24 protein-coding genes and 1 pseudogene are annotated in these 23,745 nt (G+C 70.1%); 12 read left to right on the top strand and 13 right to left on the bottom strand.

The features are described from left to right. Positions 1-399 precede the first annotated feature (399 nt). A complete protein-coding gene (locus ACGF3H_RS33180) occupies positions 400-2,049 on the bottom strand; it encodes a TlrC/CarA/OleB/SrmB family ABC-F type ribosomal protection protein (protein ID WP_362493331.1) in 1,650 nt (549 codons plus the stop codon). A 277-nt stretch (positions 2,050-2,326) separates the two neighbouring features. On the opposite strand from ACGF3H_RS33180, the gene ACGF3H_RS33175 reads away from it, so the two are divergent. Continuing rightward, entirely contained in the window at positions 2,327-2,866 is a 540-nt protein-coding gene (locus ACGF3H_RS33175) for a GNAT family N-acetyltransferase (RefSeq protein ID WP_362493328.1), read from the top strand. Positions 2,867-3,020: 154 nt separating this feature from the next. Here ACGF3H_RS33175 and ACGF3H_RS33170 read toward each other — a convergent pair whose 3' ends face one another. Further along, a complete protein-coding gene (locus tag ACGF3H_RS33170) occupies positions 3,021-3,473 on the bottom strand; it encodes a helix-turn-helix domain-containing protein (RefSeq protein WP_362493324.1) in 453 nt (150 codons plus the stop codon). A 140-nt stretch (positions 3,474-3,613) separates the two neighbouring features. On the opposite strand from ACGF3H_RS33170, the gene ACGF3H_RS33165 reads away from it, so the two are divergent. From ACGF3H_RS33165 to ACGF3H_RS33150, 4 genes are all read left to right on the top strand, one after another. Beyond that, on the top strand, positions 3,614-4,531 hold the full coding sequence (locus ACGF3H_RS33165) for an NADP-dependent oxidoreductase (protein ID WP_362493321.1): 918 nt from the start codon (positions 3,614-3,616) through the stop codon (positions 4,529-4,531). Between the two features lie 286 nt (positions 4,532-4,817). Then, positions 4,818-4,970: a DUF4267 domain-containing protein gene (locus ACGF3H_RS33160; protein ID WP_362493318.1), complete on the top strand. Its 153-nt coding sequence runs from the start codon at positions 4,818-4,820 to the stop codon at positions 4,968-4,970. 308 nt (positions 4,971-5,278) lie between these two features. Next, entirely contained in the window at positions 5,279-5,491 is a 213-nt protein-coding gene (locus tag ACGF3H_RS33155) for a hypothetical protein (protein WP_362493315.1), read from the top strand. Continuing rightward, on the top strand, positions 5,488-6,669 hold the full coding sequence (locus ACGF3H_RS33150; protein WP_362493312.1) for a cysteine desulfurase family protein: 1,182 nt from the start codon (positions 5,488-5,490) through the stop codon (positions 6,667-6,669). The genes ACGF3H_RS33155 and ACGF3H_RS33150 overlap by 4 nt, the downstream gene beginning before the upstream one ends. Positions 6,670-6,897: 228 nt before the next feature. Here ACGF3H_RS33150 and ACGF3H_RS33145 read toward each other — a convergent pair whose 3' ends face one another. Then, the gene (locus ACGF3H_RS33145; protein ID WP_362493309.1) at positions 6,898-8,187 is read right to left on the bottom strand and encodes a M48 family metallopeptidase; all 1,290 of its coding nucleotides are present in this window, start codon (positions 8,185-8,187) and stop codon (positions 6,898-6,900) included. 635 nt (positions 8,188-8,822) lie between these two features. On the opposite strand from ACGF3H_RS33145, the gene ACGF3H_RS33140 reads away from it, so the two are divergent. After that, on the top strand, positions 8,823-9,524 hold the full coding sequence (locus ACGF3H_RS33140) for a hypothetical protein (RefSeq protein WP_362493306.1): 702 nt from the start codon (positions 8,823-8,825) through the stop codon (positions 9,522-9,524). Positions 9,525-9,579: 55 nt separating this feature from the next. On the opposite strand, the gene ACGF3H_RS33135 is transcribed toward ACGF3H_RS33140, so the two are convergent. Both ACGF3H_RS33135 and ACGF3H_RS33130 read right to left on the bottom strand, forming a co-directional pair. Next, positions 9,580-10,179, bottom strand: coding sequence for an SMI1/KNR4 family protein (locus ACGF3H_RS33135; RefSeq protein WP_362493304.1), 600 nt, complete (start codon positions 10,177-10,179; stop codon positions 9,580-9,582). 171 nt (positions 10,180-10,350) lie between these two features. Beyond that, positions 10,351-10,641 carry a WhiB family transcriptional regulator gene (locus ACGF3H_RS33130; protein WP_362493301.1) on the bottom strand — a complete coding sequence of 97 codons (291 nt, stop codon included), beginning with the start codon at positions 10,639-10,641 and terminating at the stop codon, positions 10,351-10,353. Between the two features lie 122 nt (positions 10,642-10,763). Here ACGF3H_RS33130 and ACGF3H_RS33125 point away from each other — a divergent pair. Both ACGF3H_RS33125 and ACGF3H_RS33120 read left to right on the top strand, forming a co-directional pair. Next, positions 10,764-11,606 (top strand): annotated as a pseudogene (locus ACGF3H_RS33125) (DUF6193 family natural product biosynthesis protein); the annotation flags it as partial. 88 nt (positions 11,607-11,694) lie between these two features. Beyond that, complete coding sequence (locus ACGF3H_RS33120; RefSeq protein WP_362493298.1) at positions 11,695-11,793, top strand: hypothetical protein; 99 nt, start codon at positions 11,695-11,697, stop codon at positions 11,791-11,793. 163 nt (positions 11,794-11,956) lie between these two features. Here the strand turns inward: ACGF3H_RS33120 and ACGF3H_RS33115 are convergent, their stop codons facing one another. Both ACGF3H_RS33115 and thrS read right to left on the bottom strand, forming a co-directional pair. Beyond that, positions 11,957-12,901, bottom strand: coding sequence for a hypothetical protein (locus ACGF3H_RS33115; protein WP_362493296.1), 945 nt, complete (start codon positions 12,899-12,901; stop codon positions 11,957-11,959). Positions 12,902-13,262: 361 nt separating this feature from the next. Next, complete coding sequence (gene thrS, locus ACGF3H_RS33110) at positions 13,263-14,489, bottom strand: threonine--tRNA ligase (protein ID WP_362493353.1); 1,227 nt, start codon at positions 14,487-14,489, stop codon at positions 13,263-13,265. A 633-nt stretch (positions 14,490-15,122) separates the two neighbouring features. Between thrS and ACGF3H_RS33105 the strand changes: the two genes are divergently transcribed. Next, a complete protein-coding gene (locus ACGF3H_RS33105; protein ID WP_362493293.1) occupies positions 15,123-15,473 on the top strand; it encodes an inner-membrane translocator in 351 nt (116 codons plus the stop codon). A gap of 171 nt (positions 15,474-15,644) precedes the next feature. Here ACGF3H_RS33105 and ACGF3H_RS33100 read toward each other — a convergent pair whose 3' ends face one another. Further along, positions 15,645-15,812, bottom strand: a complete 168-nt coding sequence (locus tag ACGF3H_RS33100) for a hypothetical protein (protein WP_362493291.1) — start codon at positions 15,810-15,812, stop codon at positions 15,645-15,647. A 334-nt stretch (positions 15,813-16,146) separates the two neighbouring features. Here ACGF3H_RS33100 and ACGF3H_RS33095 point away from each other — a divergent pair, with 334 nt between their 5' ends. Continuing rightward, positions 16,147-16,944, top strand: a complete 798-nt coding sequence (locus ACGF3H_RS33095) for an alpha/beta hydrolase (protein WP_362493289.1) — start codon at positions 16,147-16,149, stop codon at positions 16,942-16,944. A 22-nt stretch (positions 16,945-16,966) separates the two neighbouring features. Further along, positions 16,967-17,800, top strand: a complete 834-nt coding sequence (locus ACGF3H_RS33090; RefSeq protein ID WP_362493286.1) for a MerR family transcriptional regulator — start codon at positions 16,967-16,969, stop codon at positions 17,798-17,800. A 226-nt stretch (positions 17,801-18,026) separates the two neighbouring features. Here ACGF3H_RS33090 and ACGF3H_RS33085 read toward each other — a convergent pair whose 3' ends face one another. Beyond that, complete coding sequence (locus ACGF3H_RS33085) at positions 18,027-18,602, bottom strand: hypothetical protein (RefSeq protein WP_362493284.1); 576 nt, start codon at positions 18,600-18,602, stop codon at positions 18,027-18,029. Beyond that, complete coding sequence (locus ACGF3H_RS33080) at positions 18,599-19,351, bottom strand: alpha/beta fold hydrolase (RefSeq protein WP_362493281.1); 753 nt, start codon at positions 19,349-19,351, stop codon at positions 18,599-18,601. The genes ACGF3H_RS33085 and ACGF3H_RS33080 overlap by 4 nt, the downstream gene beginning before the upstream one ends. A gap of 610 nt (positions 19,352-19,961) precedes the next feature. Here ACGF3H_RS33080 and ACGF3H_RS33075 point away from each other — a divergent pair. Further along, complete coding sequence (locus ACGF3H_RS33075; RefSeq protein WP_362493278.1) at positions 19,962-21,803, top strand: thiamine pyrophosphate-requiring protein; 1,842 nt, start codon at positions 19,962-19,964, stop codon at positions 21,801-21,803. 538 nt (positions 21,804-22,341) lie between these two features. Here the strand turns inward: ACGF3H_RS33075 and ACGF3H_RS33070 are convergent. From ACGF3H_RS33070 to ACGF3H_RS33060, 3 genes are all read right to left on the bottom strand, one after another. Further along, on the bottom strand, positions 22,342-22,626 hold the full coding sequence (locus ACGF3H_RS33070; protein WP_362493274.1) for a hypothetical protein: 285 nt from the start codon (positions 22,624-22,626) through the stop codon (positions 22,342-22,344). A gap of 190 nt (positions 22,627-22,816) precedes the next feature. Further along, positions 22,817-23,068 (bottom strand): YrhB domain-containing protein, encoded by a 252-nt coding sequence (locus ACGF3H_RS33065; protein WP_362493270.1) that lies wholly within the window; start codon positions 23,066-23,068, stop codon positions 22,817-22,819. Positions 23,069-23,129: 61 nt separating this feature from the next. After that, positions 23,130-23,708: an SMI1/KNR4 family protein gene (locus ACGF3H_RS33060; RefSeq protein ID WP_362493267.1), complete on the bottom strand. Its 579-nt coding sequence runs from the start codon at positions 23,706-23,708 to the stop codon at positions 23,130-23,132. Between the last annotated feature and the right edge of the window lie 37 nt (positions 23,709-23,745).

The raw sequence follows: 23,745 nt of genomic DNA, 5'->3' as shown, positions 1-23,745 counted from the left end.
ACACCACCCTCCACATCACCGGCCACCAAAACCACAAAACCATCTTCACCACCACCACCACCGCCCCCACCACACCCACCACCTAACCCACCACCTGACCCACCAGCACAACCACAAGCCACAGGCACAGGCACAGGCACAGGCACAGGCACAGGCACAGGCACAGGCACAGGCAGCGACAACACACCACAAGACCACCGCCCCACAACACACAACAAGGCGGTGGTCCCCAGCACAAACGGCGGGCCAACAGAACACCCGCCCTCTACAGCGGCCTGCTCTTCACCGAGACCGACACCGACGACAGGTCCACCGCCCCTGGCCGGAATTTCTGGGCCAAGGCCGACTTTTCGGCCCTGTGGCCCTGAAGCTGGCGCAGTGAAGGTGCCGGACCGACCGTCACCCAGCCCGGGTCTTCGCTGTCTCCGGCAGTTCCAGATGCGCGCCCCGGAACCGCGTCCGTAGGGAGCGATCGTGTGTGACCAGCACGATCGCCCCCGAGAACCCGGTCAGCGCCTCTTCCAGTTCCTCGACCAGCGCCGGTGACAGGTGGTTCGTCGGCTCGTCGAGCAGGAGGAGATCGGCGGGCTTCGAGACCAGTCGAGCCAGATCCACGCGGCGACGCTGGCCGTACGACAACTCTCCTATGCGCAAGCCCAGTTGTTCCGGGTGGAAGAGGCCAAGGGCGAGCAGGGCATCGGCGTGCTCGTCGGCAGAACCGACGCGGCCCCGCCCGAACGCCTGCACCACCGTCAGGTCCTGCGGCCACGGGGTCTCGTCCTGGCGGAGATGGCCCACGCGGCCCGGCACCTGCACCGAGCCCTCGTCGGGGCGGAGGTCACCGGCGAGCAGCCTCAACAGCGTCGTCTTGCCGGCGCCGTTGGGGCCGGTGACGACAAGCCGGCCGCGGCGGCCGACGGTGAGGGAGCCCAGGTTCAGACGATCCCCCACACGCACGCCCGACAGCCGGACGGCGGGCGACTGCGCAGAGGCACTCCCGGCCCCTTCAACGACGGCCCCTGCCGTCCTCATGCCCGCCGTGAAGGCCAGTGGGTCCGGCGGCGGTGCCACCGGGTTCGCGGCCAGCCGCTCGAGGCGCTCCCGGGCGTTGCGGATGCGGGCCATCGCACCATGAGCCCGGCCGCGGGCCCGAAAGCCGCCGTGTCCGAAGTTGGCCAGTGACGCCTTGCGCGGAATGGCATCGAGACGGGCGGCGTGGCCGGCGGCCAGCCGCTCGTTGCGGGCCAGTTCGGAGCGCCACTCCTCGTAGTCCTGCAGCCGGCGGCGGCGCTCCGCGGCCTTCGCCACACGGTAGCCGGTGTAGCCGTCGCCGTAACGGGTGACCTGTCCCGCCTCTGCCTCGAGGACCGTGGCTGTCAGACGCTCCAGGAACACGCGGTCGTGGGTGACCGCGAGCACTGTGCCGCGGTGCGCCCGCAGTTGCGCCTCCAGCCACTCCAGGGCCTGATCGTCCAGGTCGTTCGTCGGCTCGTCCAGGAGCAGCAGCTCCGGACGGCCGGCGAGGACCCCCGCCAGGGCGAGACGGGACCGCTCTCCACCCGAGAGGGTGCCGAGCCGGCGCTCACGGCACAGAGACGGCAGGCCGAGGTGGTGCATCGCGACGTCCACCCGGTGGTCGGCGTCGTAGCCGCCCCGGGCCTCATACCGTCCGAGGAGGTCACCGTAAGCGGCGAGTGCCGCCGGGTCCCCGCCGTCACCGAGCGCCTGCTCGGCCCGGCCCAACTCCGCCTCCAGACCACGCAGGTCCGCAAGGGCCAGGTCGACAGCGTCCTGCACTGTGGCGGTCAGGGGCAGGGGGATGGTCTGCGGCAGATAGCCGATGCCACCGGACGCGGACACGGTCACCTCGCCGCTGTCCGGGCGCTCCTGACCCGCGGCAAGCCTGAGGAGGGTGGACTTGCCGGCGCTGTTGTCACCGATCAGCCCGGCCTTCTCGCCCGGTTTCAGCGTGAAGGAGACCTGGTCGAGGACGGTGCGGCCGGGGTAGCGCTTGGTGACATGGCAAAGGGTGAGTTGTGAGGTGTGCAAGATCGGGGTCCCTTCTGGCCGCACGGGTTTCAACCCGTGCGGGACGGGGGGTGGATGGCTGCACGGCGAGGCGCGGCGACGGCGGAGCACTGCTCTACGCGGTCGGCGCCGGTGATCTCACAGGGAACCCATGCGAAGGACCATACGCCACCACATCCGAGATGGCAAGACGATACGTCTCGGCTTGTTGGGTGACCGTTCGCCGGCCCCGACCGCCCGCAGGCGGCTTGCCTCACACGTCTTGATCGCTGTCGAGCCTGCTGATTGGCTGGCCGGCATGACCGATCTCGGACCCGTCGCATGGCCGCCTGCCCCGATCAGGACCGACCGGCTCGTGCTCCGTGAGCCCGAGGCCCGGGACCGTGCGGCATTCATCGAGTTGCTCGCGTCACCGGAGGTGCACACCTACCTCGGCGGCCCCCGCCCGCGCGGTGAGCTCGAGCGCGAGTTGCCCGCGGTTCCCGAACGGTGGCCCGGCAGCTTCGTCGTCGATCTCGGCGGGGTGATGATCGGCCAGATCCTGCTCAGGAGAGCACCGGCGCACCGTCGCCCGGCTGCCGACGGGCACGTCGATCTCGGCTATCTGTTCCTGCCGCGAGCCTGGGGCCACGGATACGCCGCCGAGTCGTGCGTGGCAGCACTCGACTGGTTCGACTACGTCCTTCCCGGCGAGCCGGTGGTGCTCACCACCCAGACCGCCAACGCCGGCTCGATGCGCCTCGCGGCGAAGCTGGGGTTCACCGAGGCGGAACGGTTCCAGGCCTGGAACGCCGAGCAGTGGCTCGGCCTGAGACCCCCGGCCACGCCCTCCCGTTGAGGTCACGGTGGTCACCGCCGGCCCGGTCCACGCGGACGAGCACCTCCAGGCAACGGTGGACCGGGAGCTGTCCTGCGCTCGTGGACCGAGCGGCCCGACAGCTGCCAGGCCCGGACTCGACCGACACCACGCTCGCGGGATCGACGCCTTCGACTCAGCCGGCGGCGTCGCGTTGCCCGCGGTCGTAGTCGTCGCGATGGATGAGGACCTCCTCCATGTGGCTCTCCGCCCAGTCCTTGATCCCCCGCATGACCGACTGGAGCGAGTGGCCGAGGTCGGTCAGTTCGTAGTTGACGGTGACGGGCACCGTGGGGGTCACGGTCCTGGTCACCATCCCGTCGCGCTCGAGTGCGCGCAGCGTCTGCGTCAGCATCTTCTGGCTCACGCCCGAGATCCGGCGTGACAGCTCGGAGAAACGCATGGGCCGCGGTCCGTCGGTGGTGCTCTGCCCGGGACGCGGGCCGTCCCCGCCGAGCGCGGCGAGCACAAGGGCGACCCACTTGTCGGAGATCCGCTCCAGGAGCTGGCGGCTGGGACACATCGCGAGGAACGCGTCGTACTCCCGCTTGGCCACGGCACGCCGCTCGGACGCGGTCCTGGTCGCCATCAGTCAGCCATCTCCTCAGATCGGTGACTTACTTACTTTGAGGTGCCTACTTCCTTCTGGAAACCGGCTTCTTCCATGCTGGTACTGCAGCGCGGGGATCGCAAGCCCCCGCAGGATTCCTCCTCGAAGGAGTAGACGTCATGAACGAGCCGACCTCTCGGCGAGCCGTGGTCCGCGTTCCGTCCGGGCCCGAGTCGATCGACATCGTCGCCGTGCCGGTGGCCGAGCCGGGGCCGGGAGAGATCCGCGTCCGAGTCGCCGCGGCCGCGATCAACCCGGTCGACCTGGGCGTGGCCGGGGGTGTCTTCCACCGGCTCGGCATGGTCCACCAGCCGGACTGGACCGGTCTCGGCTGGGACTTCGCCGGCACCGTCGAGGCCGCCGGGCCCGGCGTCGGGCTGCCGGCCGGCACCCGGGTCGCCGGATTCCTCGACGGTTTCGACCGCGACCACGGGTCCCACGCCGAGCACCTCCTCGTCCTCGCCGCGGACGTCGCCGTCGTTCCGGACGGCCTCAACCTGGTCGCGGCGGCGACGGTGCCGCTCAACGCCACCGCCGCGGCGCAGATCGTCGACCTTCTCGGCGACGCGCCGAGCCGGGCCCGGCGCCTGCTGGTGACCGGCGCGGCCGGTGCGGTGGGCGCGCACGTCGCCGTGCTCGCCCAGGACCGCGGCTGGCAGGTGACCGGGCTGGCCCGAGCGGCCGACGAACAGTTCGTCCGGGGGCTGGGCGCCGACTTCGCCACCGACCTCGGCGGAAGTTGGGACGCCGTCGCCGACGCCGGAGCCCTGCAGGAGCCTGCACTCCAGGCAGTGCGCGACGGCGGCCGTTTTGTCGGCGTGCAGCCCGCCGCGAGGCTTCCCGAGGAACGGGGTATCACCGTCGGGGTCGTTGTCGCCCGTCCCGACGGCCCGCTGCTCGCCGGCTTGCTCCAGCGGGTGGCGGCCGGGCAGCTACCGGCTCGCGTCCACGCCGTCGTTCCCCTCGACGAGGCGGCCGACGCCTACCAGACGATGTCGACGGGCGGCGTCCGCGGCCGGATCGTCCTCGTCCCCTGACAGCACGGCACAGACGCACGACGACCGCTTCGCCAGCAGCTGTTCTCCCGAAGGACAGGACAGCTGATGCTCACCACCATCGCCACCGTTGTCGCCGACCTCCTCGGCGCGGGTCTCCTCTTCATGGGAGGAAGCGCCATCGCGAGGCCTCAGCGCCTCGTCGGCTTCGGCATCCCCGATGCGCCGGTCGATGAACCCTGGCTCCGGCCCTGGCTGCGCGGGAAAGGTTTACGGGAGATGGCGCCCGGAACCTTCGTCTTCGCTCTGATGCGCCGCCGGCTCGTCGGTGCTGGGCTGGTATCTGCTGGTGTTCGCCGCCGTACCCGCTGGAGACGCGCTGGTCGTGCTGCGCAGCGGCGGGCCGAAGGCCACCGCCTACGGAGTTCACGCCGCGACATCGGCGGTGATGCTGGCGACGGGCATCTGCCTCCTGATCTGATCGTCCATCAACGTCCGAACCCGACACCAAGGCATCCTGGACGCCGGCATACAGACGCGAGACCGCGGGGGCCGCGATACCCCGCCCCCGCAGCTCACGGCCGGCATCCACGGCCAGGGCGCGTCCGTCTGCGACGTCGAGCAGTAGGCGCTGTTGGGCGTTCCTTCGTCGGCGGACGAGGTTGAGGACCCGCGAAACCCACGCGTTCTCGAGGAACCCGGAGCGGGGAACGGTGAACGGTGAACGGGAGCGTGCGGTCGCACCCTCCAGACTCGACTGCAATAATCCGTGGATTCATGGAGGATGCCATGCCGGAGAACACGAGAAGCGCGACGAAGACCCGACCGTACGACGCGTTCGCGGCCAGCGGCAAGGCGCCGGCCCGCGGCGAGCAGCGGGTCGTGGCCTACGACGCCGTGCGGCGTCCGACCGACCACCCACACCGGGCGATCCGGCTCGACGACGGCAGGTGGGAATGGCGCCCGTCCGAGCTGCCCGTCGACGCCCCGGTCCTGACGTGAGGGGCCCCGGCGGCGACCTGCCCACGCATCCGGGGCTGGCGGGCGGACCGGTCTACCTGGACTACAACGCCACCACTCCGGTCGACCCGCGCGTCGCCGAGGCGGCGTGGCCCTACCTGACGGACTACTTCGGCAACCCCTCCAGCAGCCATTCCTACGCCCAGACGCCCCGCCGGGCGCTCGCCAAGGCCCGGGCCCAGGTCGCCGACCTGATCGGCGCCGGGCCCGGCGAGATCGTCTTCACCGGCTCCGGATCCGAAGCGGATCTGCTCGCCCTGCGCGGCGCGGTCCTCGCCTCCGCCCGCCCGCACCCGCATGTGATCACCCAGGCCACCGAGCACCCGGCCGTCCTGGAGACGTGTCGTTCTCTTGAGCGGCTGCACGGCACGCGGCTGACCGTACTGCCGGTCGACAGTGAAGGCCTCGTCGAACCGGCCGCTCTGGCCGCCGCCCTCACCGAGGACACCGTGCTGGTGTCGGTGATGGCGGCGAACAACGAGACCGGCGCGCTCCAGCCGATCACGGAACTCGCAGCGCTCGCCCACGAGAACGGGTCCCTGTTCCACTGCGACGCCGCCCAGGCCGCGGGGAAGATCCCGCTCGACGTCGGCGAGCTGGGAACCGACCTGCTCACGATGGTGGGGCACAAGATGTACGCGCCGAAAGGCACCGCCGCCCTCTTCGTGCGTGACGGAGTGCAGCTCGAGCCGGTCATTGCCGGGGGCGGGCAGGAGCGCGGCCTCCGAGCCGGCACGGAAAACGTCGCCCTGGTCGTGGCACTCGGCACCGCCGCCCGCATCGCGGCCGACGAACTGGACTCCGACGCCCCCGCCCGCATCGCGGACCTCCGCGACGACCTCCACCAGCGACTGACGGCAGCCCTGCCCGGCCGTGTCCACCTCAACGGCCCCGACAAACAACGACTGCCCAACACCCTGAACATCAGCATCGACGGCATCCCCGGCCACGAACTCCTCACCGCCGCCGACCAGATCGCAGCCTCGACCGGATCAGCCTGCCACAGCGGCACCCACACCCCCTCCCCCGTGCTGACCGCCATGGGCCAGCACCCCGACCGCGCACTCGGCGCACTGCGACTGACCCTGGGCCGCTGGACCACCCCGGGCGACATCGAAACCGCCGCAGCAGCCCTGTCCCGAGCGGCGGCCACACCATGACCGGGCCCCCACCAGCCCCGGCACACAGCGTGCGAGGCATCCGCGCCCGGAAAGGTGCTTGCAGCGCGAGGCTGCGTGCCCGCACCATTCCGGCGTGCGAGCCAGACGGGCTCACGACTGCCCCGTCCCGCCCTGTCGGGTGTGGAGTGCAGTACCGGGTCCGCCCAGCCGGCCGACGCGGGATGCTGCCGCACCGTGCGGGCGTGGCAGTGGCGGCGGCGCCTGGTTTCAGTCGTCGAAGCCGCCGCGCAGCAGGCGTCGTGCCACCTGGGTGCGGGCGGCGGCGAGTTCCGTGGCGATCAGCTCGCTCTGGTGGGCCTGCGGCGTCACCGTGGCTGTATGGGGCTGGCCGGCGAGCAGGCAGGCTCGGCGCAGGTGGGTCGGAGGGTGGGTGGTGTCGACCTGGTGGCCGCGCCGGGCTCCGGCGCGTCGCTGGCGTTCGTACTCGTGTTCCGGGATGGAGGCCGCGTAGGCGGTGAGCATCCCCCACAGTTCGTCGGCCCGGTCCGTTGCCTTCCGGGTGGAGCCGGGTCCTCCGAGGGCGGCACGGTTGGCCTCGGTACGCAGCCGGACGTCGAGCGAGTCGGTGATGAGCAGGCGGTCCATGAGGCCGACCGCCGCGGGGGTGGAGGCGGTGCGGGCGGCCAGCCGGTCGGCGAGGTACTCGGCCCGTACACTGGCGCGTGATGTCAGGCGGACGAGCAGCACCAACAGCCCTGCGATCAGCAGGCGGGGCAGGACGTAGAGGGCATTGACGATGATCTCGAGCCCGGTCGGGTGCGGCAGCGGCTGGAGGATGTGGTGCCACACGGACAAGGTCCGTACCGCCGTGCCGACCACCAGACCGTTGCGCATGTCGCCGTTGGCGTAGTGGGCCAGTTCGTGGCCCAGCAGTGCGATCCGCTCCTCGGGCGTGAGGACTTCCCACAGGGGCATGCCCAGCATCAGCAGCCTGCGGCCGCGCAACCCGTACGTGGTGACGGCGGCGTTGATGCTGCCGTCCACAGTGATCGCGTCCACGCTTCGGGTGCCGACCGCCCCGGCCACCTCGTCGACGAGCGCGAAGAGTTCGGGCGCGTCGACGCGCAGCAGCACGGGCCGGTCGTCGGGCATGCGGCCGACCCTCGGGGCGAGGAGCCAGGCCAGCGCCACGAGGACCAGGCCCGCCACCATGCCGATGCCGCCCCAGCCCGCCACCAGGCACCAGATGCCGCTGATCGCGAGCGCCAGGGTGATCCCGTGCACGCTGAGAGCAAGCATGGTGGCCGCCACCGCCGAGGCGTCACGCCGCGGACGCGCATCGAGCCCGCTCAGCATTTCGGTGAGCAGCTGCTCGCCGTGCCGCCGGGCCAGGGCACGGGCTGCCCGCTCCAGCCGTCCCGTGTCCGGCTGCGGCCTGCCGGGGTCGACGTTCCAGTCGCAGGCGGCGCACCAGAGGGTGAACCGGCTGTCACCGCGGATCTGCGTGCCGCAGTCCGGACACGGCTGTGTGGTCTCTTCGGCGATAGCCGGCTTCACGTCTCTTTTTCCCCTCCTGCGCGGCCCTCCCCGAGCGCTACCCGCTGATACAGGCCGATCCGATCACACGACGCCGACACGGTCACCAGCACGCGCTGAACGGTGATCGCTCCGCAACCGCCCGTCAGCGGCAGGACGGCCGGAACGGTCAGTCTCGAGCGGCCGACCCTCACTACGGGGAACGAGGCAGCGCGGCACGGGCGTTCGCGCGTGGCAGACCCCACCGGCGCAGACCCGACGACGGGGCGGCGGAGGCCGTCGGCCTCTGCCGGCCGTGGGTGTGCGGTGCCGGAGCAACCCGGCCGGCCGCCACGAGATGGTGCCGGGCCCTGAACGAGGGGTATGGCCAAGGCTGTCGCGGCCAGCTCGCTGCACGGCCGGACGGCGGCTCAGGTCTCTACGGGCGTCTGCTGGACATCGGGCGCCTCGCACAGGGCGCGGAATCCTTAGAAGGCGACGGTGGGCTCGTCGCCGCCTCCCCCACCGCCCGTCGGCGCCCGTCGGTCGACGGCGCGTTTTCGGGCCGGGCGTGCGCCAGGCGGGCAGGGCCACGCGCACCGTGGTGGTGAAGCCGGAGGCCGAACGCGGGCCGCAATCGAGAGGCGACGCCCGGTCCAGTGCATGACACTAAGGGGGTGCTGATCATGGATGCCGTGCTGGAAACCTATGAGGCCGCAGGTTTCTCCTTGTGGCCGGTTGCGGGCCCCTCCGCTGATCACCTTCTGGCTCTGTCGGGCGGGATGTCCGCGACTGAGCTGGGCACCGCCATGGCGGTGCTGGCCAGCTGCAACGCCGACAACGAGCTGGAGGAGCCCGTCTCTGAGGACCAGGCGGGCTGGATCGGCCGCTTGGTGACGACGGAACGGGTCGTCGCTCCCGGCGGGCTGCGTATCCGAGACACGACGACCGGAGTCACGGTGTCGCCTGGGTGTTGCTCGGGGCTGGAGGACTGGCGCGACTGGCTTGACCTGGTGAACGGTGAGGAGCCGTGGCTCGGTCACGATCCGACGCCGCGCATCGACCACCGCGGCGCCAGTGTCCGGCTGTGGCCCGACGGGGACCATCAGCTAGGGGACTGCATCGTGCTGCCTCTGGTCCAGCTACCGGGCCTGCTGGAAGCAGTGCGGGGCCAGCTCGCCGGCTTCCGGGCTGCCGTCAAGCAGTGGACGACCCCCCTACGACCCGGTCCTTGCTACCCGCGTGGTGACCAAGCTCGATCAGGGCCTGGCCATCGGCGCCCCGCTCCAGCAAGCGCGGCGTCGAGACACCGTTCTCCTGCAATCAAGACACCGCTGAGTACCGACTTCGCCTGGCCTCGTGCTGGGCCATGGCCATGAGGGGCCGTACGTCTGTCCTTCCACGCGACGTGCCGGGTTGTCCGTCGTCGCAGGGTCACATGCCACGCTCAGGCCCGTTCCAGGGCTCGGGCCGTTCGTCGGCGGTCATCGGGAGACGGCGCAGGTGTACCGGGCCGGGATAGAAGGCTGAGGTGTTGGGGCCGGCCATGTCTTCGCCGACGAGGTAGCGGTAGAGCCATTCGGCGAAGCTCATCTCGTACTGCGCCCAGCCGCCCTCGCCGTCTTCGACCAAGATCCTGGAGAGCGTGCCGTCCGTAGCCACGAAGAACAAGGTTTCGCCTCGGTCGGTACTGGCGATCGGCCACAGTCCGTTGCGGGTGGCGAAGCTCAACTCCGCAAGTCCGAACAGCATGCGAGGATCCTCGTCCGGGTCCAGATCGTGCCAGACGATGTCGGACCAGGCCCGGGCCGTGTCCCGTATCCACTCGCCAAGATTCCAGCGTGCGGTCGCCGGGTGGGACAAGGACAGGTGGCCGTTGAGCTGGACAGGAGCGTAAGCGTCCACGATGGTCCGATAGTCGGTCGGCAGCTGGATACCGAGTGCTGCGTGGAGGCAGTCCCACGCGGACGGGTCCGCGTAGCGGTTGGGGGCCTGGCCGAGCATCGCCATGACCGCGGGCAGGTAGTCGGTCATGACGCTCCTCGCTGCTGTGTCGTTGTCGTAGCAGAATCATCCCAGCTCGAGGAGCAACCACTGCCGCCGGAACCGCCCACCAGCCGCTCCACCACGGCCATCGGGTCGGTCAGCCTGATCAGCGAACCAGTGCAGACGGTCTCTGAGGCAGCCGTCCGCGACAGCATCCGGTCAGCAGGCCTGCGGCTGCCGTTGTTCCATCCGGGCACCGTCCAGGAGGTGCCGCCAGGAGGCGACACCCGGTCTGCGGCGTAGCAGTGAGCGGCGTTCGCGTTCGGTCATGCCTCCCCACACACCCCATTCGATGCGGTTGTCGAGTGCCTCCACCAAGCAGTCGATGCGCACGGGGCAGCTCTCGCAGACAACCTTGGCCCGCTTCTGCCGAGGACTTTCCGCGAAGAGTTCCTCCGCGTCGGTACCGCGGCAGGCGGCGTCCTCCTGCCAGTACGTCATGTTCGTCATCGTCTTTCCTCCCCCGTCGCATTCGGCGACAGCATCGAGCCTGTGCCCAGGTCAGAGCCGATCAGTCCTTACAACACCGCAGGGCAGCAATCGGGCGGGACTGCAACCACCCGACGAGTGGGATGAGAAGCGTTCCCGCGCCGCCTTGGGTCAGCGACGGGCCCCTCAGGCCACTGCTGGTGCATCGGCCTCCCCCGATTCACTCCGTACGGAGCCCAACCGGTGGGACGCGCCTTTGGCGGTGGCCGGTTGAGGCGGCCCCTGGCACGACTCGAGCCGGGCAGGCCCCGGTCGACGCGGAGCCAGGGGATCGTGGGGCGCCGGAGAAGCCGGTGCCGTCCCTACGCCGGACCCGCAAAGGGCCGGGGGAACGACGGATGGGCGGCCGCCGGCGGCGTCACAGGTTCAGCCTCCGCTGCCCGAGCAAGCAGCACCGGCCATACCCCTCAACGCCCCGTCCTTCATGCCGGCCGTCGTCGGCGTGCACGGCCTGTTCCTCGGCCGGATGCCCGCGCGCGTGGCTCCGGCAACGAGTGCGCCAGCCCAGACTCTGGAGAGCAGGAGCGATTCTGACCCTCATCAGCTGGCACCGCTCCCCAGGCTGCTGGTCGTCGCCACCCGGCCTCGTCGCGCTGGGACCCGCCGTGAAGTTGCCTCGACAGCGCGGTCAGTGCTTGAGGCACGGCGCCAGAGGCCTTCTCGCGTCCGGCTGTTCCCCCATGTTGGGCGGTGATGCCGCGTCCGTCCTGCACGCTGGTGACATGAACACAGATGCAACGCGCGCCGCGGTCGTCGAAGGAGGCTGGCGGGCAGCACGAGAGGACGGGCGTGTACGAGAGGAGCTGCTGGAAGCGGAAAACGCCGAGCCACGCCTGCGACAGCTGTTCGTCTGGACCGGGATGGGGGAACTCCACTTCAGCCGGTGCACCGAACGGCCCTGGACCTGGGACATCCCCTACATTCAACCCGCTGCAGGGGGTACCTACTGGGTCTCCGGTCCTCTGCGAAGCCAGACAGTCGGGCCCCGCAGCGACAGCACAGGAAGCCATCGCCATGGTCGTCCGGCGTCTCCCACCAGGATGCGGCCCCGCCTTCCAGGGCACCTCGGAAGAACTCGCCATTCAGGAAGCGGCACAACGACCACACTCGTGAGCCTCGGCCCGGTGTCCGACGGTCGCGCCCAGCCGCCGGACCGAGGCGCCGCCCTGAAAGACAGCGGTGGAGTCCCGGCAGCGGCGATTCCGGCGAAGGCCAGGAACCACACTGCGGTCACCGCAACCCCGTCAGCCATGACGACACTCTCTGCGTCACGGCATCACGGCCGCTGCTGGCGCCACGGATCACCTGCGCGTTCCAGAACGTACAGGTCCCAGCTGTCGGGGTCGCCGATGTAGACGAACAGCTTCGGATGCTCGGAGGAGCCGAACACCTCCCACGTGTCCAACGGGCAGTCGTCGACGGACACAGCCACCTCCTGGGACCACGGTCCGGTGCCTGGGTCGTACTTCCATGTCCCAGTGCCGGTGCACGTGTGCACCACGGTTTCGAAAGAGTCATCGAGGTCGAACGTCTTTACGCGGATCGCCGTGGCCTGTCCCTCCGCCGTGAGGGTGAGTGTTCCTCCCCTTCCGTCGGACCAGGTCCCGACGACTCCCTCCGCACCCAGACGTGGAGGCTCGTATCCGAGTCCGGCGTAGAGGCTGATCGCGGCCAGCGTGCCGCTGGTGACGGCAGCGAGCGTTCCGTACAGCGCCACCCGCCGGAACATCACGCCCCCGGACAGATGCGGGCGGCCCGCAAGCAGCAACCTGCGGGCGACCAGCGCCGTGGCAGCGAGCGCGGCCGCCGCCACGAGCCATACCCCGAGGCATGCGAGGGCTTCAGCCCCATTGAGCATCACCGCGGCCAAGGCCAGTGGGGAGGTGGAAACGGCCGCCAGCACCGGAAGCCACCACCACGCCTCACGCCCGGAGAACCGACGGCCGAACCATCCGGCCACGCTCACTAGCGGCATCACCACGCCGATCGAGAGCAGTGCGGCGACAACAGCTCCGATCACCGCCATGACCGGCGCCACCAGGATCAGAAGGATGACTCCCGGCGCGCTGGGGGGAAGACCTGGGCTCTCCTTCGTCTGCCCCCACACGAAGAGCGCGATCCCTCCGAGAACTGCCTCGACGGACAGCATCGACATCGAGGCCGTCAGCACCGCCCCGAACCGATCCCGCACGCGCGCCTGCGACTGCACCGGCTCCCGCATTTTTGAACGCATTCAAAATCCCTCCCGCCCCGCATCCTCCCCCATGTCGTTCGAGCCCTGTCACCCGGCCCCCGGCGGGGCCCCCTTTCCGACACCGACGTGGGATCGCTCCGGCTGGGTGACGGACACGACCGGCGGCCGCCGGCGCGGTGAAGGAGGACTCAGAGCCGCGTCTCCGGGTGCTGCTGACCTACGTGGCGACGACAGCGAAGACGGTGCCTGCCTGGTACCCAACAGCCGTGGGCGACCCGCCCGCGACGTGTTCAGCGGTCGGCAGGCGTTGGCCGGCTGGCTGCGCTCGGGCGCGGAGTGCCGGCGCAGCGGTGAGGTGGGCGGCAGCAGGCACTGATCGCGACGCCTGCTATGAGGTGGCGTCGGCCCACAGGTCGGTGCTGTGGGCCCCGATGAGAGCGCTGATGTGGGTGAGTACGTCGCTGACCGGCCGTGGGTCGAGCCGGCGTCCGTCCCGCAAGCGCAGTGCGACGTGATCGTCAGCGGCCTCCTTGGCCCCGATGACGGCTTGGTAGGGAACCAGGCGGGCCTCTCGGATACGGGCGCCCAGGCTGCCGCGGTCCGCGCCCGCGATCTGGGCGCGGAGTCCCAGGCGGGTGCAGCGTTGGGCGAGGGCTGCGGCGTTCGGCAGTTCGGTGTCGGAGATCGGGAGAATGACCAGCTGAGTGGGGGCGAGCCAGGCGGGGAAAGCACCGCCGTGCTGTTCGATGAGATGGGCGACGGCTCGCTCCACGCTGCCGATGACGCTGCGGTGGACCATGACCGGGCGGTGTTTGGCGCCGTCCGCGCCGATGTAGTGCAGGTCGAACTGCTCGGGCTGATGGAAGTCGACCTGGACGGTGGACAGGGTGGATTCCCGGCCGGCGCCGTCGGTGACCTGGACGTCGATCTTGGGACCGTAGAAGGCGGCCTCTCCGTCGGCTGCCTCGTAGGGCAGACCGGAGCGGTCGAGGACGTCGGTCAGCAGGGCGGTGGACCGCCGCCACTTCTCGGGGGCGGCGACGTACTTGCCGCCAGGGCCCGGGAGGGAGAGCCGGTAACGGGTCGGGGTGATACCGAGTGCCTCGTAGGCCCGGCGGATCATCTCCAGCGCCGCCTGCGCCTCCTCGGCGACCTGGTCCAGGGTGCAGAAGATGTGCGCGTCATTGAGCTGGATCGCCCGAACCCGAGTCAGCCCGCCGAGCACACCGGAGAGCTCGGAGCGGTACATGCCTCCCAGTTCGGCCATGCGCAGGGGCAGTTCGCGGTAGCTGTGCGAGCGGGAGCGGTAGATCACCGCGTGATGAGGGCACAGGCTCGGCCGCAGGACGACCTGCTCACCGCCGAGGTCCATCGGGGGGAACATGTCGTCGCTGTAGTGCGCCCAGTGGCCCGAGATCTCGTACAGCTCCCGCTTGCCGAGGACCGGCGAGTACACGTGCTGGTAGCCCGCCCGCCGCTCGGCGGTACGGATGTACTCCTCCAGGGTGTACCTCACGGCTGCGCCGTCGGGCAGCCAGTACGGCAGGCCGGCACCGATCAGCGGGTCGGTGTCGAACAGGCCCAGTTCACGGCCGAGCTTGCGGTGGTCATGCACGGAGGTCATCGCGGTCTCCCTTGCTGGTGGCGGAGCAAGTGACCGGGCGTACGCCGAAGCCCCGGGGCACTTGCCCCGGGGCTTCGGATCAGGTCGTCTGTCAGCGCGCCGGGACACTCTCCGGCGTCGTCGTCACAGCAGCGCGCTTCATGCCGCAGACGTTAGCAGGATGCAGCGATGTCCACACGGTCATTCTCGTCCGTGCTCGCCGTCCCGGCGATGCCCAGAACTGCGGTCGTCCCACCCTCTGGTCCCCGGCTGCCGGCCGCGTCCTGACCGGGGTGCTGCACGACCCCGGGACGGCATGTGCGGCGGTCACCGAGCCGCCGTTCCGGTGTCCGTCTTGCACCGCATCCTCACCACGACCGCGGCAGCCGTGGCAGCCCAGCGCTGAACACCGCCACCCACACAGATGCCTTTTGGAGAACACAAGAGGCACGGCATTCCGGTGCGACGCTCGACGTCGCGGCACTCAAGGCCGTCGTCCGCGAGCGGCAGGCCGGCGGCGCCTCCTACGCGACCAGCCTCGAGACCTGCCTCGGGCCGGATCGGCTCATGACGATCGAAGTACGCCTGAGTTGCGAGACGGCGACGAGCCGTTCGGACGGATGGACGACGGGCGATCGTTGAGCTGTGCCTGAATGTGCCGGCAAGCAGCCCTCCGGCGGAGAGAGCGCCTTCAGTGGAGGCTGCCTCCTGCTTCTCGTGCTGGTGGCGGACGTGGCAGCCGCGATGTTGGTCGTCATCGTGCTCGCCGTCCGAGGGCTGGGCCGGATGGACGCCGCCCGGCATCCCAGCTCCGGACAGACAGCGACCGGCGAACCACCCCTCGACTGGGCGTCAGTGCTGGGCTTCGGCTCCCTGGCCCTGGTGGTCGGCGTAACGGCCCTCGTGCTGTTACGGATCGGGCACCGAGTCATCGGGGCGGTGCAGCTGACGCTGTGCGTCTTCTTGACCGTCCCCTCGCTGGGACCCTGGCTCTGACCCGCATGTAGCCAGGCGGCATTGGTGGAAACCTGGCAGGAACATGGGCTGTGAAAACGCTCGCGGGCCGACGTCGGCAACGAGCAGGGCCCGCACGACCGGTCGTGCGGGCCCTTGTGGTGTGCGGCGGGAGACGAACAAGCTCACGCGGCAACGCGGCCTCGTCGCCCGCTACAGGGCCGCCGCAGGAGGACTGCCCTGATAGCCGAGATCCTTCTGGTCGGTGATGAGGCGCCCGGCGATGTGCAGGTAGACCTCGCCAGTTCCCCAGATCTCGCGGTACGGACCGCCACCGAGGCATTTGTGCGAAATATGGAGAAGATCATCCGAGGAAACCATGACTGGCACTATCTCGTCATGCGGTACGAGACGGATGACGTCGCCAGCTCTTCGGGAGCACTGCGCTACCCGGACGACCTGGGCTACTGACACGCCGCATGAGGGCCCGTCGACCACCCTGGGCAGTTGGCGACCTGTCGCAGCAGGTGACGCGCACGCGGGTGAGCGGGTGTTCGGAAGTCGTATCGCCGCAGCGGTTGACCCTGACGCAGGGGCAACCCCTCAGCATGTTTGGCGTGGCCGCAGAACCGACGCCGTCAGGGTCGCCTGACTGCGGCAAGGGCACGTCACCGGCCTGCCAACCGACGGCGGCAGCGAGGAAGGCGACACGACGATGCGGCACTTCACGGTCCACCACGAAGGCGTCAGGATCCCGGTGTCCCGCGGTGGCCGGGGACGACCACTGGTCCTCTGTCCCGGGCTGAACTCGACGAGGGCCGACCTGGACGAGCTGACCGAGCTCCTTCGACGCGACCACGACGTGGTGACCTTCGACCTCAGGGGTCATGGCCTCGCCTCGGCCGCTGACCGGTACTCTTTCGACGCGTTTCTGGGCGATCTCGTCGCCGTGCTGGCGGAGCTCGACCTGCCCTCGGCGCCGGTGCTCGTGGGCTACTCGCTGGGCGCGGACCTGGCAGTGCACTACGCGGCCGAGTTCCCTGACGCTGTCGCCGAGCTTGTTCTCATCGACGGGGCGAACCCGCTGCCCGAACCCTTCATCACGGAGGCCGACTTGGCGGAGTTCCGCGCAATGGCGAACGACCTGGCGACACGCCGAGAGTCCGCGCCGGCCCAGGGCACCGCGCACCAGGTGTTGCTCACCGCGCAGGACATCCTCGACCTGAACCTCGAAATCGATGTGGTTCGCTCCGCGATCCTCGACCAGTACCGGAAGATCGACCACCCCATCCGCATGATCATGTCGGCCTCGATCGCCGGTGACAGCACCGAAGGGCGTGCGCCGCGGCACAACCAACTCTGGCGTGCCGGCATCGAGCGACTCGTCCACGAGCGTCCGCACGTCTTGGCGTACTGGCTCGACACCGACCACAGGCTGGTCTTCACCCACGCCGCGGAGGTCGCGAGGATCATCCGGGGCGCACATCACCCTGCTGACAAGTCCGCTTGTTGAGCGGTGCTGGGAGACTGGTCCGATGCTGACCATCGGCGAGTTGGCTTCGTACGCCGGAGTGACAGTCCGCGCGGTGAGGCACTATCACGCCAAGGGACTGCTGCCGGAGCCGGAGCGGGACCACTCCGGGTACCGGAGGTACGACGCCGGCGCTGTGGTCGAACTGATAAAGATCCGGACCCTTGCCGAAGCCGGAGTTCCGCTGGCACGCGTACGGGAGCTGCTCCAGGCCGACCAGGCGGAGTTCGCTGCAGCGGTCGCGGACATCGACAAGCGGCTGCGAGCGGAGATCAGGGAGCGGCAGCGGCACCGGGAACGGATCGCCTGCCTTGGCTCCGGTGACCACCTGGCGCTGCCCCCGGAGGTGGTCGAGTATCTCGACCGGCTGCGGGCGCTCGGGGTCGACGAGCGGATCGTCCAGGTCGAACGCGACGGTTGGATTCCGCTGTTCGCGCACTCACCCGGGCGAGTCCCGGAGTGGATGGCACGCAAGCGGGAGCAGATCGCCGATCCGCAGCTCATCGGTTTCTACCTCACGCTGGGCCAGGCACTCGACCGCACCGACAGCGATCCCCGGCTGGTCGAGTTGGCCGACGAACTGGCTGCCTACCTCACGCACATGGCCGACGAGCAGGGCGAGGAACACATCGACGACACCGACATCGAGCCACCCCTCGTCGAACTGATGGACATCCTGGCGTTCAACACGGTGCCGCCGGCCCGGCGACTGATCGAGCTGCTCGAAGAGCGCGGCTGGACCGGCTGGACCAGGCTGGAGCGCGTGGACTCCCCAGGCGATGTGGGCGGAACTCGGCAAGAAGGGACTGCGGCGCAGCCTTCCCGGCGTGAGCGTTGACGACAGGCGGCTTCCTGACGGGCGAGCGCGACGGCGACGGCGGCCCCGCATCGGGCGGAGCCAGTGGTTGTCCGGTGCGGGAGAGTCGGCCCCGGAGCCCGGGCGCTCCCGTTTCCGGCGGAGGTGGCAGCGCCGGGTCGGTGAAGACCGGCATTCCGAGGCCGACCAGTGGCGGCCGGCCCCCTGCCGCTGTGCATCTCAGAGGCGCACGACAGGAGCGTCAGCTCTACGGCTCTCGTTCACCGGCCGCCCCGCCGTCCCGGTCCCGTGCCGGAGGGCGTCGTCCGCGTGTCACCGCGAGCACGCCTCCCACCACGGCGATCAGTGCGATGGCCAGCGCAATGCTGACCCAGCCCTCGGTGTCCCAGTACACGTCCTCCAGGCTGATCAGCAGCGCCGCCTCGTCGACGATCAGAGCCATGCCGACGCCGTAGGCGAGCCCCATCCAAGCCTGCGCGCGTGCCGAGCGTTTGACGAGGCCCGCCGCGCCCACGACCGCGAGCAGCAGGATGCCCCACACGTAGTGGTGGATGTGCACGCCGCCGGCCTGGACGTCTCCGACGCCGGCCACGTCGATGTGGATCAGCCAGGTGAGCAGGCGCATGCCGCCGAAGGCGAGGGCGAATCCCCACCAGGCGAGGACGAAGCCGCGGCGTTCGGAGGAGATGCCGGGCAGCAGCCGCACCCACGGCGACCGGTGCGCCGGGCGGGTGGACGGCTGGCGGCGCGCGCCCCGTGCGGGAACGGGGGGACGGGTGGGCGGGGGACGATCGGGCGGGTCGGACGGGGCCGGTGACGTCATGGGTTTTCCCCTGCCGCGAATGTCTCGATCAGCTCGGCCACGGCATCCGGAGTGCTGTAGTGCGCCGCGTGCGCGGCGCCCGCTACCTCGCTCGCACGCCCGTCGGCGATCAGCCGTGTCACGCGCCGGGTCCAGGCCTCGGATGCGATGGTGTCACCGGCCCCTCGTACGACGAGGGTCGGCACGGCGATCCGGGACAGGTGCCCCTCGAATGCCGCGGCGGCGTCCCGCAGCGCGTGGCGCAGGGACGCGGCGAAACGCAGAGGGCCGGTGACCAGGTAGTCCGCCGCGGCCACCCCGATCAGGGAGAGTGGCTCTCGCGGCGCGTCCGCGAGCAGCCGACCTGCCTGGCGCCAGGCGGACGCCCCCGGGGTGAGCGCCGGGCCGAGCAGGACGAGCCGATGGGCCAGACTCGGATGGCGGGCCGCGAGGGCCGCGGCCACCTGGCAGCCGACCGAGTTGGCCACCAACAGACTCGGCTTCGGCACGAGCCGGCGGTGCCAGCGGGCAAGGGTGTCGGCGGTCTGCACCACGTCAGGCATCCGGCGTACGGCGGCCCGTGACCGCGCGTTGCCCGGCAGGTCCGGCACGAGCACGGTGAATCCCCTCGCCGCCAGCCGCCGCGCCAACGGTACGAAGTAGCGGCCCGAGAGTCCGAGCCCGTGCACCAGCACCAGCGTCGGCGCGCCGGCGCACGGCGGAGGGCCGAGGACGCGGGTGAAGAGACCGGAGTGGATGCGCTGTTCCATCCGTCCACTGTCACCGCTGCGAGGACTTGTACACCGTCGGCCTCGGCCCGGTGGCCGGCGTGGGTGTCGCCCCGGACGCCACGGGGATCGCGGCCGAGGGCTGCGAGTCGGAGAGCTGTTCGGAGCAGCTCCGCGAGTTGTGATCCGGTCGGCCAGCCAGGCAGCCGTCCAGGGCCTCCGCCAATGGTCCGTACGGCGTACGCCCCTCCGCGTCGTGCCCGCCGCCCCACAGCACTTCGGCCCCGGCGGCTCCCGCGTCGACGTCCGTTCGACCGGCCTGGTCCTGACCGGGGCCGTGCACACCGGTCCTCGTCTACACGGCCGCCGCGGTCCTCTCCCCCATATGGGTCACGCCGCAGCATCACCGCGCCGTTCTCCAAGCGTGTGCCACCGTCTGGACTGCCTGCCCCGTCTGCCCCGCAGCCTGCCGCCGCTGTGAGCAAGCGTGCCGCGACCGGCTGACGCCCGGGCGACTGGGCGTACTCCGCCGGGGCGGCGTTTGGCCCGTACTCGCACGGTTACCCCTGAAGAGTCGTACCCTCGCGCGCCTGCGTGCCACGCCCGGACGCCGGGGCCAGTAGTTCACCGACGGGAGAGAAACGGAGCTTGCATGGCCAGCACCAAGGTGTCCGACTACATTTTGCAGCGGCTGCGTGACTGGGACGTCGACCATGTCTTCGCCTACGCCGGTGACGGCATCAACGGCCTGCTGGCGGCCTGGGGCCGGGCCGACAACGTTCCGAAGTTCGTGCAGGCCCGTCACGAGGAGATGGCCGCCTTCGAGGCGGTGGGGTACGCGAAGTTCTCCGGAAAGGTTGGCGTGTGCGCGGCCACCTCGGGGCCCGGCGCGATCCACCTGCTCAACGGCCTCTACGACGCCAAGCTCGACCACGTACCCGTGGTGGCGCTGGTCGGCCAGACCAACCGCAGCGCCATGGGTGGCTCCTACCAGCAGGAAGTGGACCTGGCGAGCCTGTACAAGGACGTCGCCTCCGACTTCTGCGAGACGGCGACCGTGCCGGAGCAGCTGCCGAACCTGATCGACCGGGCCTTCCGGACGGCGTACGCCCGCCGTACCGTCACCGCCATCATCCTGCCCGGCGACGTGCAGGAGCTGGACTACAGCCCGCCCGGTCACGCCTTCAAGATGGTGCCCTCCAGCCTTGGCCTGGGGCGATACGCGCCGGTGCCCGCGGACGAGGACCTGCAGCGTGCCGCCGATGTCCTCAACGACGGCGAGAAGGTCGCCGTCCTGATCGGGCAGGGAGCACGCGGCGCCCGTGACGAGGTCGAGCGGCTGGCGGACGTCCTCGGCGCCGGAGTGGCCAAGGCCCTGCTCGGCAAGGACGTCCTGCCGGACGATCTGCCGTACGTGACCGGTGCCATCGGGCTGCTCGGCACCCGGCCCTCCTACGAGCTGATGCAGGAGTGCGACACCCTCCTGATGATCGGCTCCAGCTTCCCGTACACGCAGTTCATGCCGGAGCTGGACCAGGCACGGGCGGTGCAGATCGACATCGACCCGCACATGATCGGCCTGCGTTACCCCAACGAGGTCAACCTCGTCGGCGACGCCCGCGAGACTCTGCGCCGGCTGCTGCCCAGGCTCCACCGAAAGGAGGACCGTACCTGGCGGGAGAAGGTCGAGAAGAACGTCGCCCGCTGGTGGGAGGTCATGCAGCGCCGCGCCGCCGTGGACGCCGACCCGGTGAACCCCGAGTACGTCGTCCACGCCCTGGACGGCAAGCTCCCCGACGACGCGATCCTCGCCGCCGACTCCGGCTCCGCCGCCAACTGGTACGCCCGCCACCTGCGCTTCCGCGGCCGGATGCGAGGTTCCCTGTCCGGCACTCTGGCCACCATGGGCCCCGGCGTGCCCTATGCCATCGGCGCCAAGTTCGCCCACCCCGACCGGCCGGCGATCGCCCTGGTCGGTGACGGCGCGATGCAGATGAACGGCATGATGGAGATGGTCACGGCGGCCAAGTACTACCGCGAGTGGTCCGACCCGCGGCTGATCGTGGCCGTGCTGAACAACGGCGACCTGAACCAGGTCACCTGGGAGATGCGGGCGATGTCCGGCGCCCCGCAGTTCGAGGAGTCGCAGCACATCCCGGACCTGCCCTACGCCGACATCGCCCAGCGCATCGGCCTGGACGGGGTGCGGGTGGAGAAACCCAAGCACGTGGAGTCCGCCTGGGACCGCGCGCTCGCCGCCGACCGGCCGTTCGTCATCGACTTCCGCACCGACCCCGCGGTGCCGCCGATCCCGCCGCACGCCTCCCTCGACCAGATCGAGGCCGCGGCCACCGCGATCCTCAAGGGGGACAGCGACCGCGGCTCGGTGGTCAAGCAGGGCCTCAAGGCGAAGGTCCAGGAGATGCTGCCCGGCACCCGCCACCGCGGCAGCCGCCCGGGCGCCACCGACGACAGCACCGACAACGGCGCGTGACGCCCGCGGCCCGTCGGCCAGGTGCTCCACGACGCCCGCCGTGGAGCACCTGGCCGTCTCGGCGTCCTGTCGATCGGGGGGACGCTAGGCCGCTCAGTCTCGCCCCCGCCACCGGCCGGCCCCGCTCGCGCACGCTCCGGCACGCTGACCGACCCTTGCAGGTCAGCGAGCAAGCAGTGCGAAGCCCGGCGCACCTCGGCTGCCTGAGGCTGTCCGGCCGATCATGTGACTGGGCCGTTCCACGTGTGGCGGAGCTACGCGCCGAGCGCGTCCTGGCCGCCCTCTACGGCCCGTCGAACAGTCGGGAACTGTAGGCGGCCGTCTTCCCGTGGGGCGAGGCATTTCACCCCGAGGAGCCGCTGGACGGCGAAGACCTGACAGGGCTGGTTCCCGTGGAGGTTCGAGCCGGCCGGAGGGGTCACCGCTACACCCGGGCGCGATCAGACTTGTTGCCGACGCCGTGCAAGGACGGCGGCGATCGGCATCGCCAAGGTGGTGCCGGCAGCGGTCCAGAACACGAACCTGGAGTCTGGCCCGTTCACCGTCCGCAGTTCCCCGTCAGCGTGACGGCAGAAGGAGTCGGGCGGGAAGTACTGCGAGACAGGGGGGAGCTGATGCCGTGGCAGGGAGACGTTTCGGGAAACAGGGCCGGCTGCGCACGCTGCGAGAGGAACCAGCCGGCGAACACTGTCAGCCACCCGGCCAGTAGGAACACGATCAGCATCCAGTGAGGGACCTTCGCTCGCCGCCCCAGCAGCCAGATCAGGGAGGTTGGCGTGACGAGGAAGACGAACGCAGCGGACAACACGATCAAAGCCTTCATAGGGCTACGACCATACTGATCAGGCCGTCGGCCTGGGCCGCCAAGGCGGTGGACACCCCCCACTCGGGCCGATGGAAGGCATCATGCCGGGAATCGCTGAACAACGCCAGGGCCAACTCGTCTCGCCCTGGCCTGCGAAGAGAAGCTGCCAGGCCGATTGTTCAGCGATCTGCAGGCCCACGGATGGTCTTCACTGACAGAACCGGATCGACAGGGGGTACCAGTTCTCTGTTTGCGACTTCCACAAGACGTATCGGAGGATCGCCGTCCCTGAGAGCGTGCGAACCCGGTAGTCGACCACCCAGGCCTCAGTTACCGCGGAGACGACCCCTATCTGGTGAAGGCTGCCGTCGAGACGGTCAACCAAGTACGGCCCGTTCCCCATGAGCATGAAGTCGGGTTTCCCGGTCCGCAGGTACTCCTCGGACGTACACGAGATCACCCGGGCCGGCTCATGCTGCTTCGCATGCGCTACAGCCAAACCCTGTCAGACGTGGCCCGTCTCAGTTCGGTTCGACGGCTCGGACGGTGGGCCCTACCGGCGGTAGGGCCCACGGTTGCAGGGATCCGCTGACCAGGTCTGCCATGAACTGGACGGCACCTGCCGTGTAGTGCCACCAGACGCCATTGCGGGAGGCCACGGTGACGGTCCACGTGTCGGGGCCGGTCTCGTTGGTGGTCCAGAGGAAGTAGTCGCCCTGGAACGATGTGGCCCAGGGCAGCAGACCTCCGGGAGCGGGAAACGGGTACAGAGGGGTGGCCGTCTCGGCGTCTTCGCACCACTCGGCGATGATCTCGAGATCGTCCGGGTCTTCGGCCCATGCCTTTTCCCGCCCGGCGGGTGGGAAGCCGACCGCCAGGAAGTCGGCGAAGACCAAGGGCGGGTAGGTCTCGGCGAGCAACTTGTAGTCCGAGGGCAGGCCCGTGCCCAGGCCGGCCTCCGCCTGGGCCCAGTCGATGCCTGCGGGAGCGGTACGCCTCAATGCCGACAGGCCTGGTGCGGCTCGTTCCAGGGCCCCGACCGCCGAGGCCGGATCAGTCAGTCGTCGCTGAGGATTCTGGGTACCGATGAGAGCGTCCACGGGGACAGACTGCGAGTCATCCTCAGCCTCTGTCGAG

Origin of the sequence: Streptomyces sp. NPDC048185 (assembly GCF_043202495.1) — a bacterium.
GTDB lineage: Bacteria > Actinomycetota > Actinomycetes > Streptomycetales > Streptomycetaceae > Streptomyces.
This window is presented reverse-complemented; position numbering and strand designations above follow the sequence as displayed.

Bases quoted from the DNA above. Each gene is read 5' to 3' on its own strand.
- ACGF3H_RS33070 (WP_362493274.1), bottom strand. From the start codon at position 22,626: ATGAAGGCTTTGATCGTGTTGTCCGCTGCGTTCGTCTTCCTCGTCACG.
- ACGF3H_RS33165 (WP_362493321.1), top strand. From the start codon at position 3,614: ATGAACGAGCCGACCTCTCGGCGAGCCGTGGTCCGCGTTCCGTCCGGG.
- ACGF3H_RS33090 (WP_362493286.1), top strand. From the start codon at position 16,967: ATGCTGACCATCGGCGAGTTGGCTTCGTACGCCGGAGTGACAGTCCGC.
- ACGF3H_RS33130 (WP_362493301.1), bottom strand. From the start codon at position 10,641: ATGACGAACATGACGTACTGGCAGGAGGACGCCGCCTGCCGCGGTACC.
- ACGF3H_RS33135 (WP_362493304.1), bottom strand. From the start codon at position 10,179: ATGACCGACTACCTGCCCGCGGTCATGGCGATGCTCGGCCAGGCCCCC.
- ACGF3H_RS33170 (WP_362493324.1), bottom strand. From the start codon at position 3,473: ATGGCGACCAGGACCGCGTCCGAGCGGCGTGCCGTGGCCAAGCGGGAG.
- ACGF3H_RS33120 (WP_362493298.1), top strand. From the start codon at position 11,695: ATGGTCGTCCGGCGTCTCCCACCAGGATGCGGCCCCGCCTTCCAGGGC.
- ACGF3H_RS33095 (WP_362493289.1), top strand. From the start codon at position 16,147: ATGCGGCACTTCACGGTCCACCACGAAGGCGTCAGGATCCCGGTGTCC.
- ACGF3H_RS33080 (WP_362493281.1), bottom strand. From the start codon at position 19,351: ATGGAACAGCGCATCCACTCCGGTCTCTTCACCCGCGTCCTCGGCCCT.
- ACGF3H_RS33100 (WP_362493291.1), bottom strand. From the start codon at position 15,812: ATGGTTTCCTCGGATGATCTTCTCCATATTTCGCACAAATGCCTCGGT.
- ACGF3H_RS33075 (WP_362493278.1), top strand. From the start codon at position 19,962: ATGGCCAGCACCAAGGTGTCCGACTACATTTTGCAGCGGCTGCGTGAC.
- ACGF3H_RS33175 (WP_362493328.1), top strand. From the start codon at position 2,327: ATGACCGATCTCGGACCCGTCGCATGGCCGCCTGCCCCGATCAGGACC.
- ACGF3H_RS33115 (WP_362493296.1), bottom strand. From the start codon at position 12,901: ATGCGGGAGCCGGTGCAGTCGCAGGCGCGCGTGCGGGATCGGTTCGGG.
- ACGF3H_RS33155 (WP_362493315.1), top strand. From the start codon at position 5,279: ATGCCGGAGAACACGAGAAGCGCGACGAAGACCCGACCGTACGACGCG.
- ACGF3H_RS33085 (WP_362493284.1), bottom strand. From the start codon at position 18,602: ATGACGTCACCGGCCCCGTCCGACCCGCCCGATCGTCCCCCGCCCACC.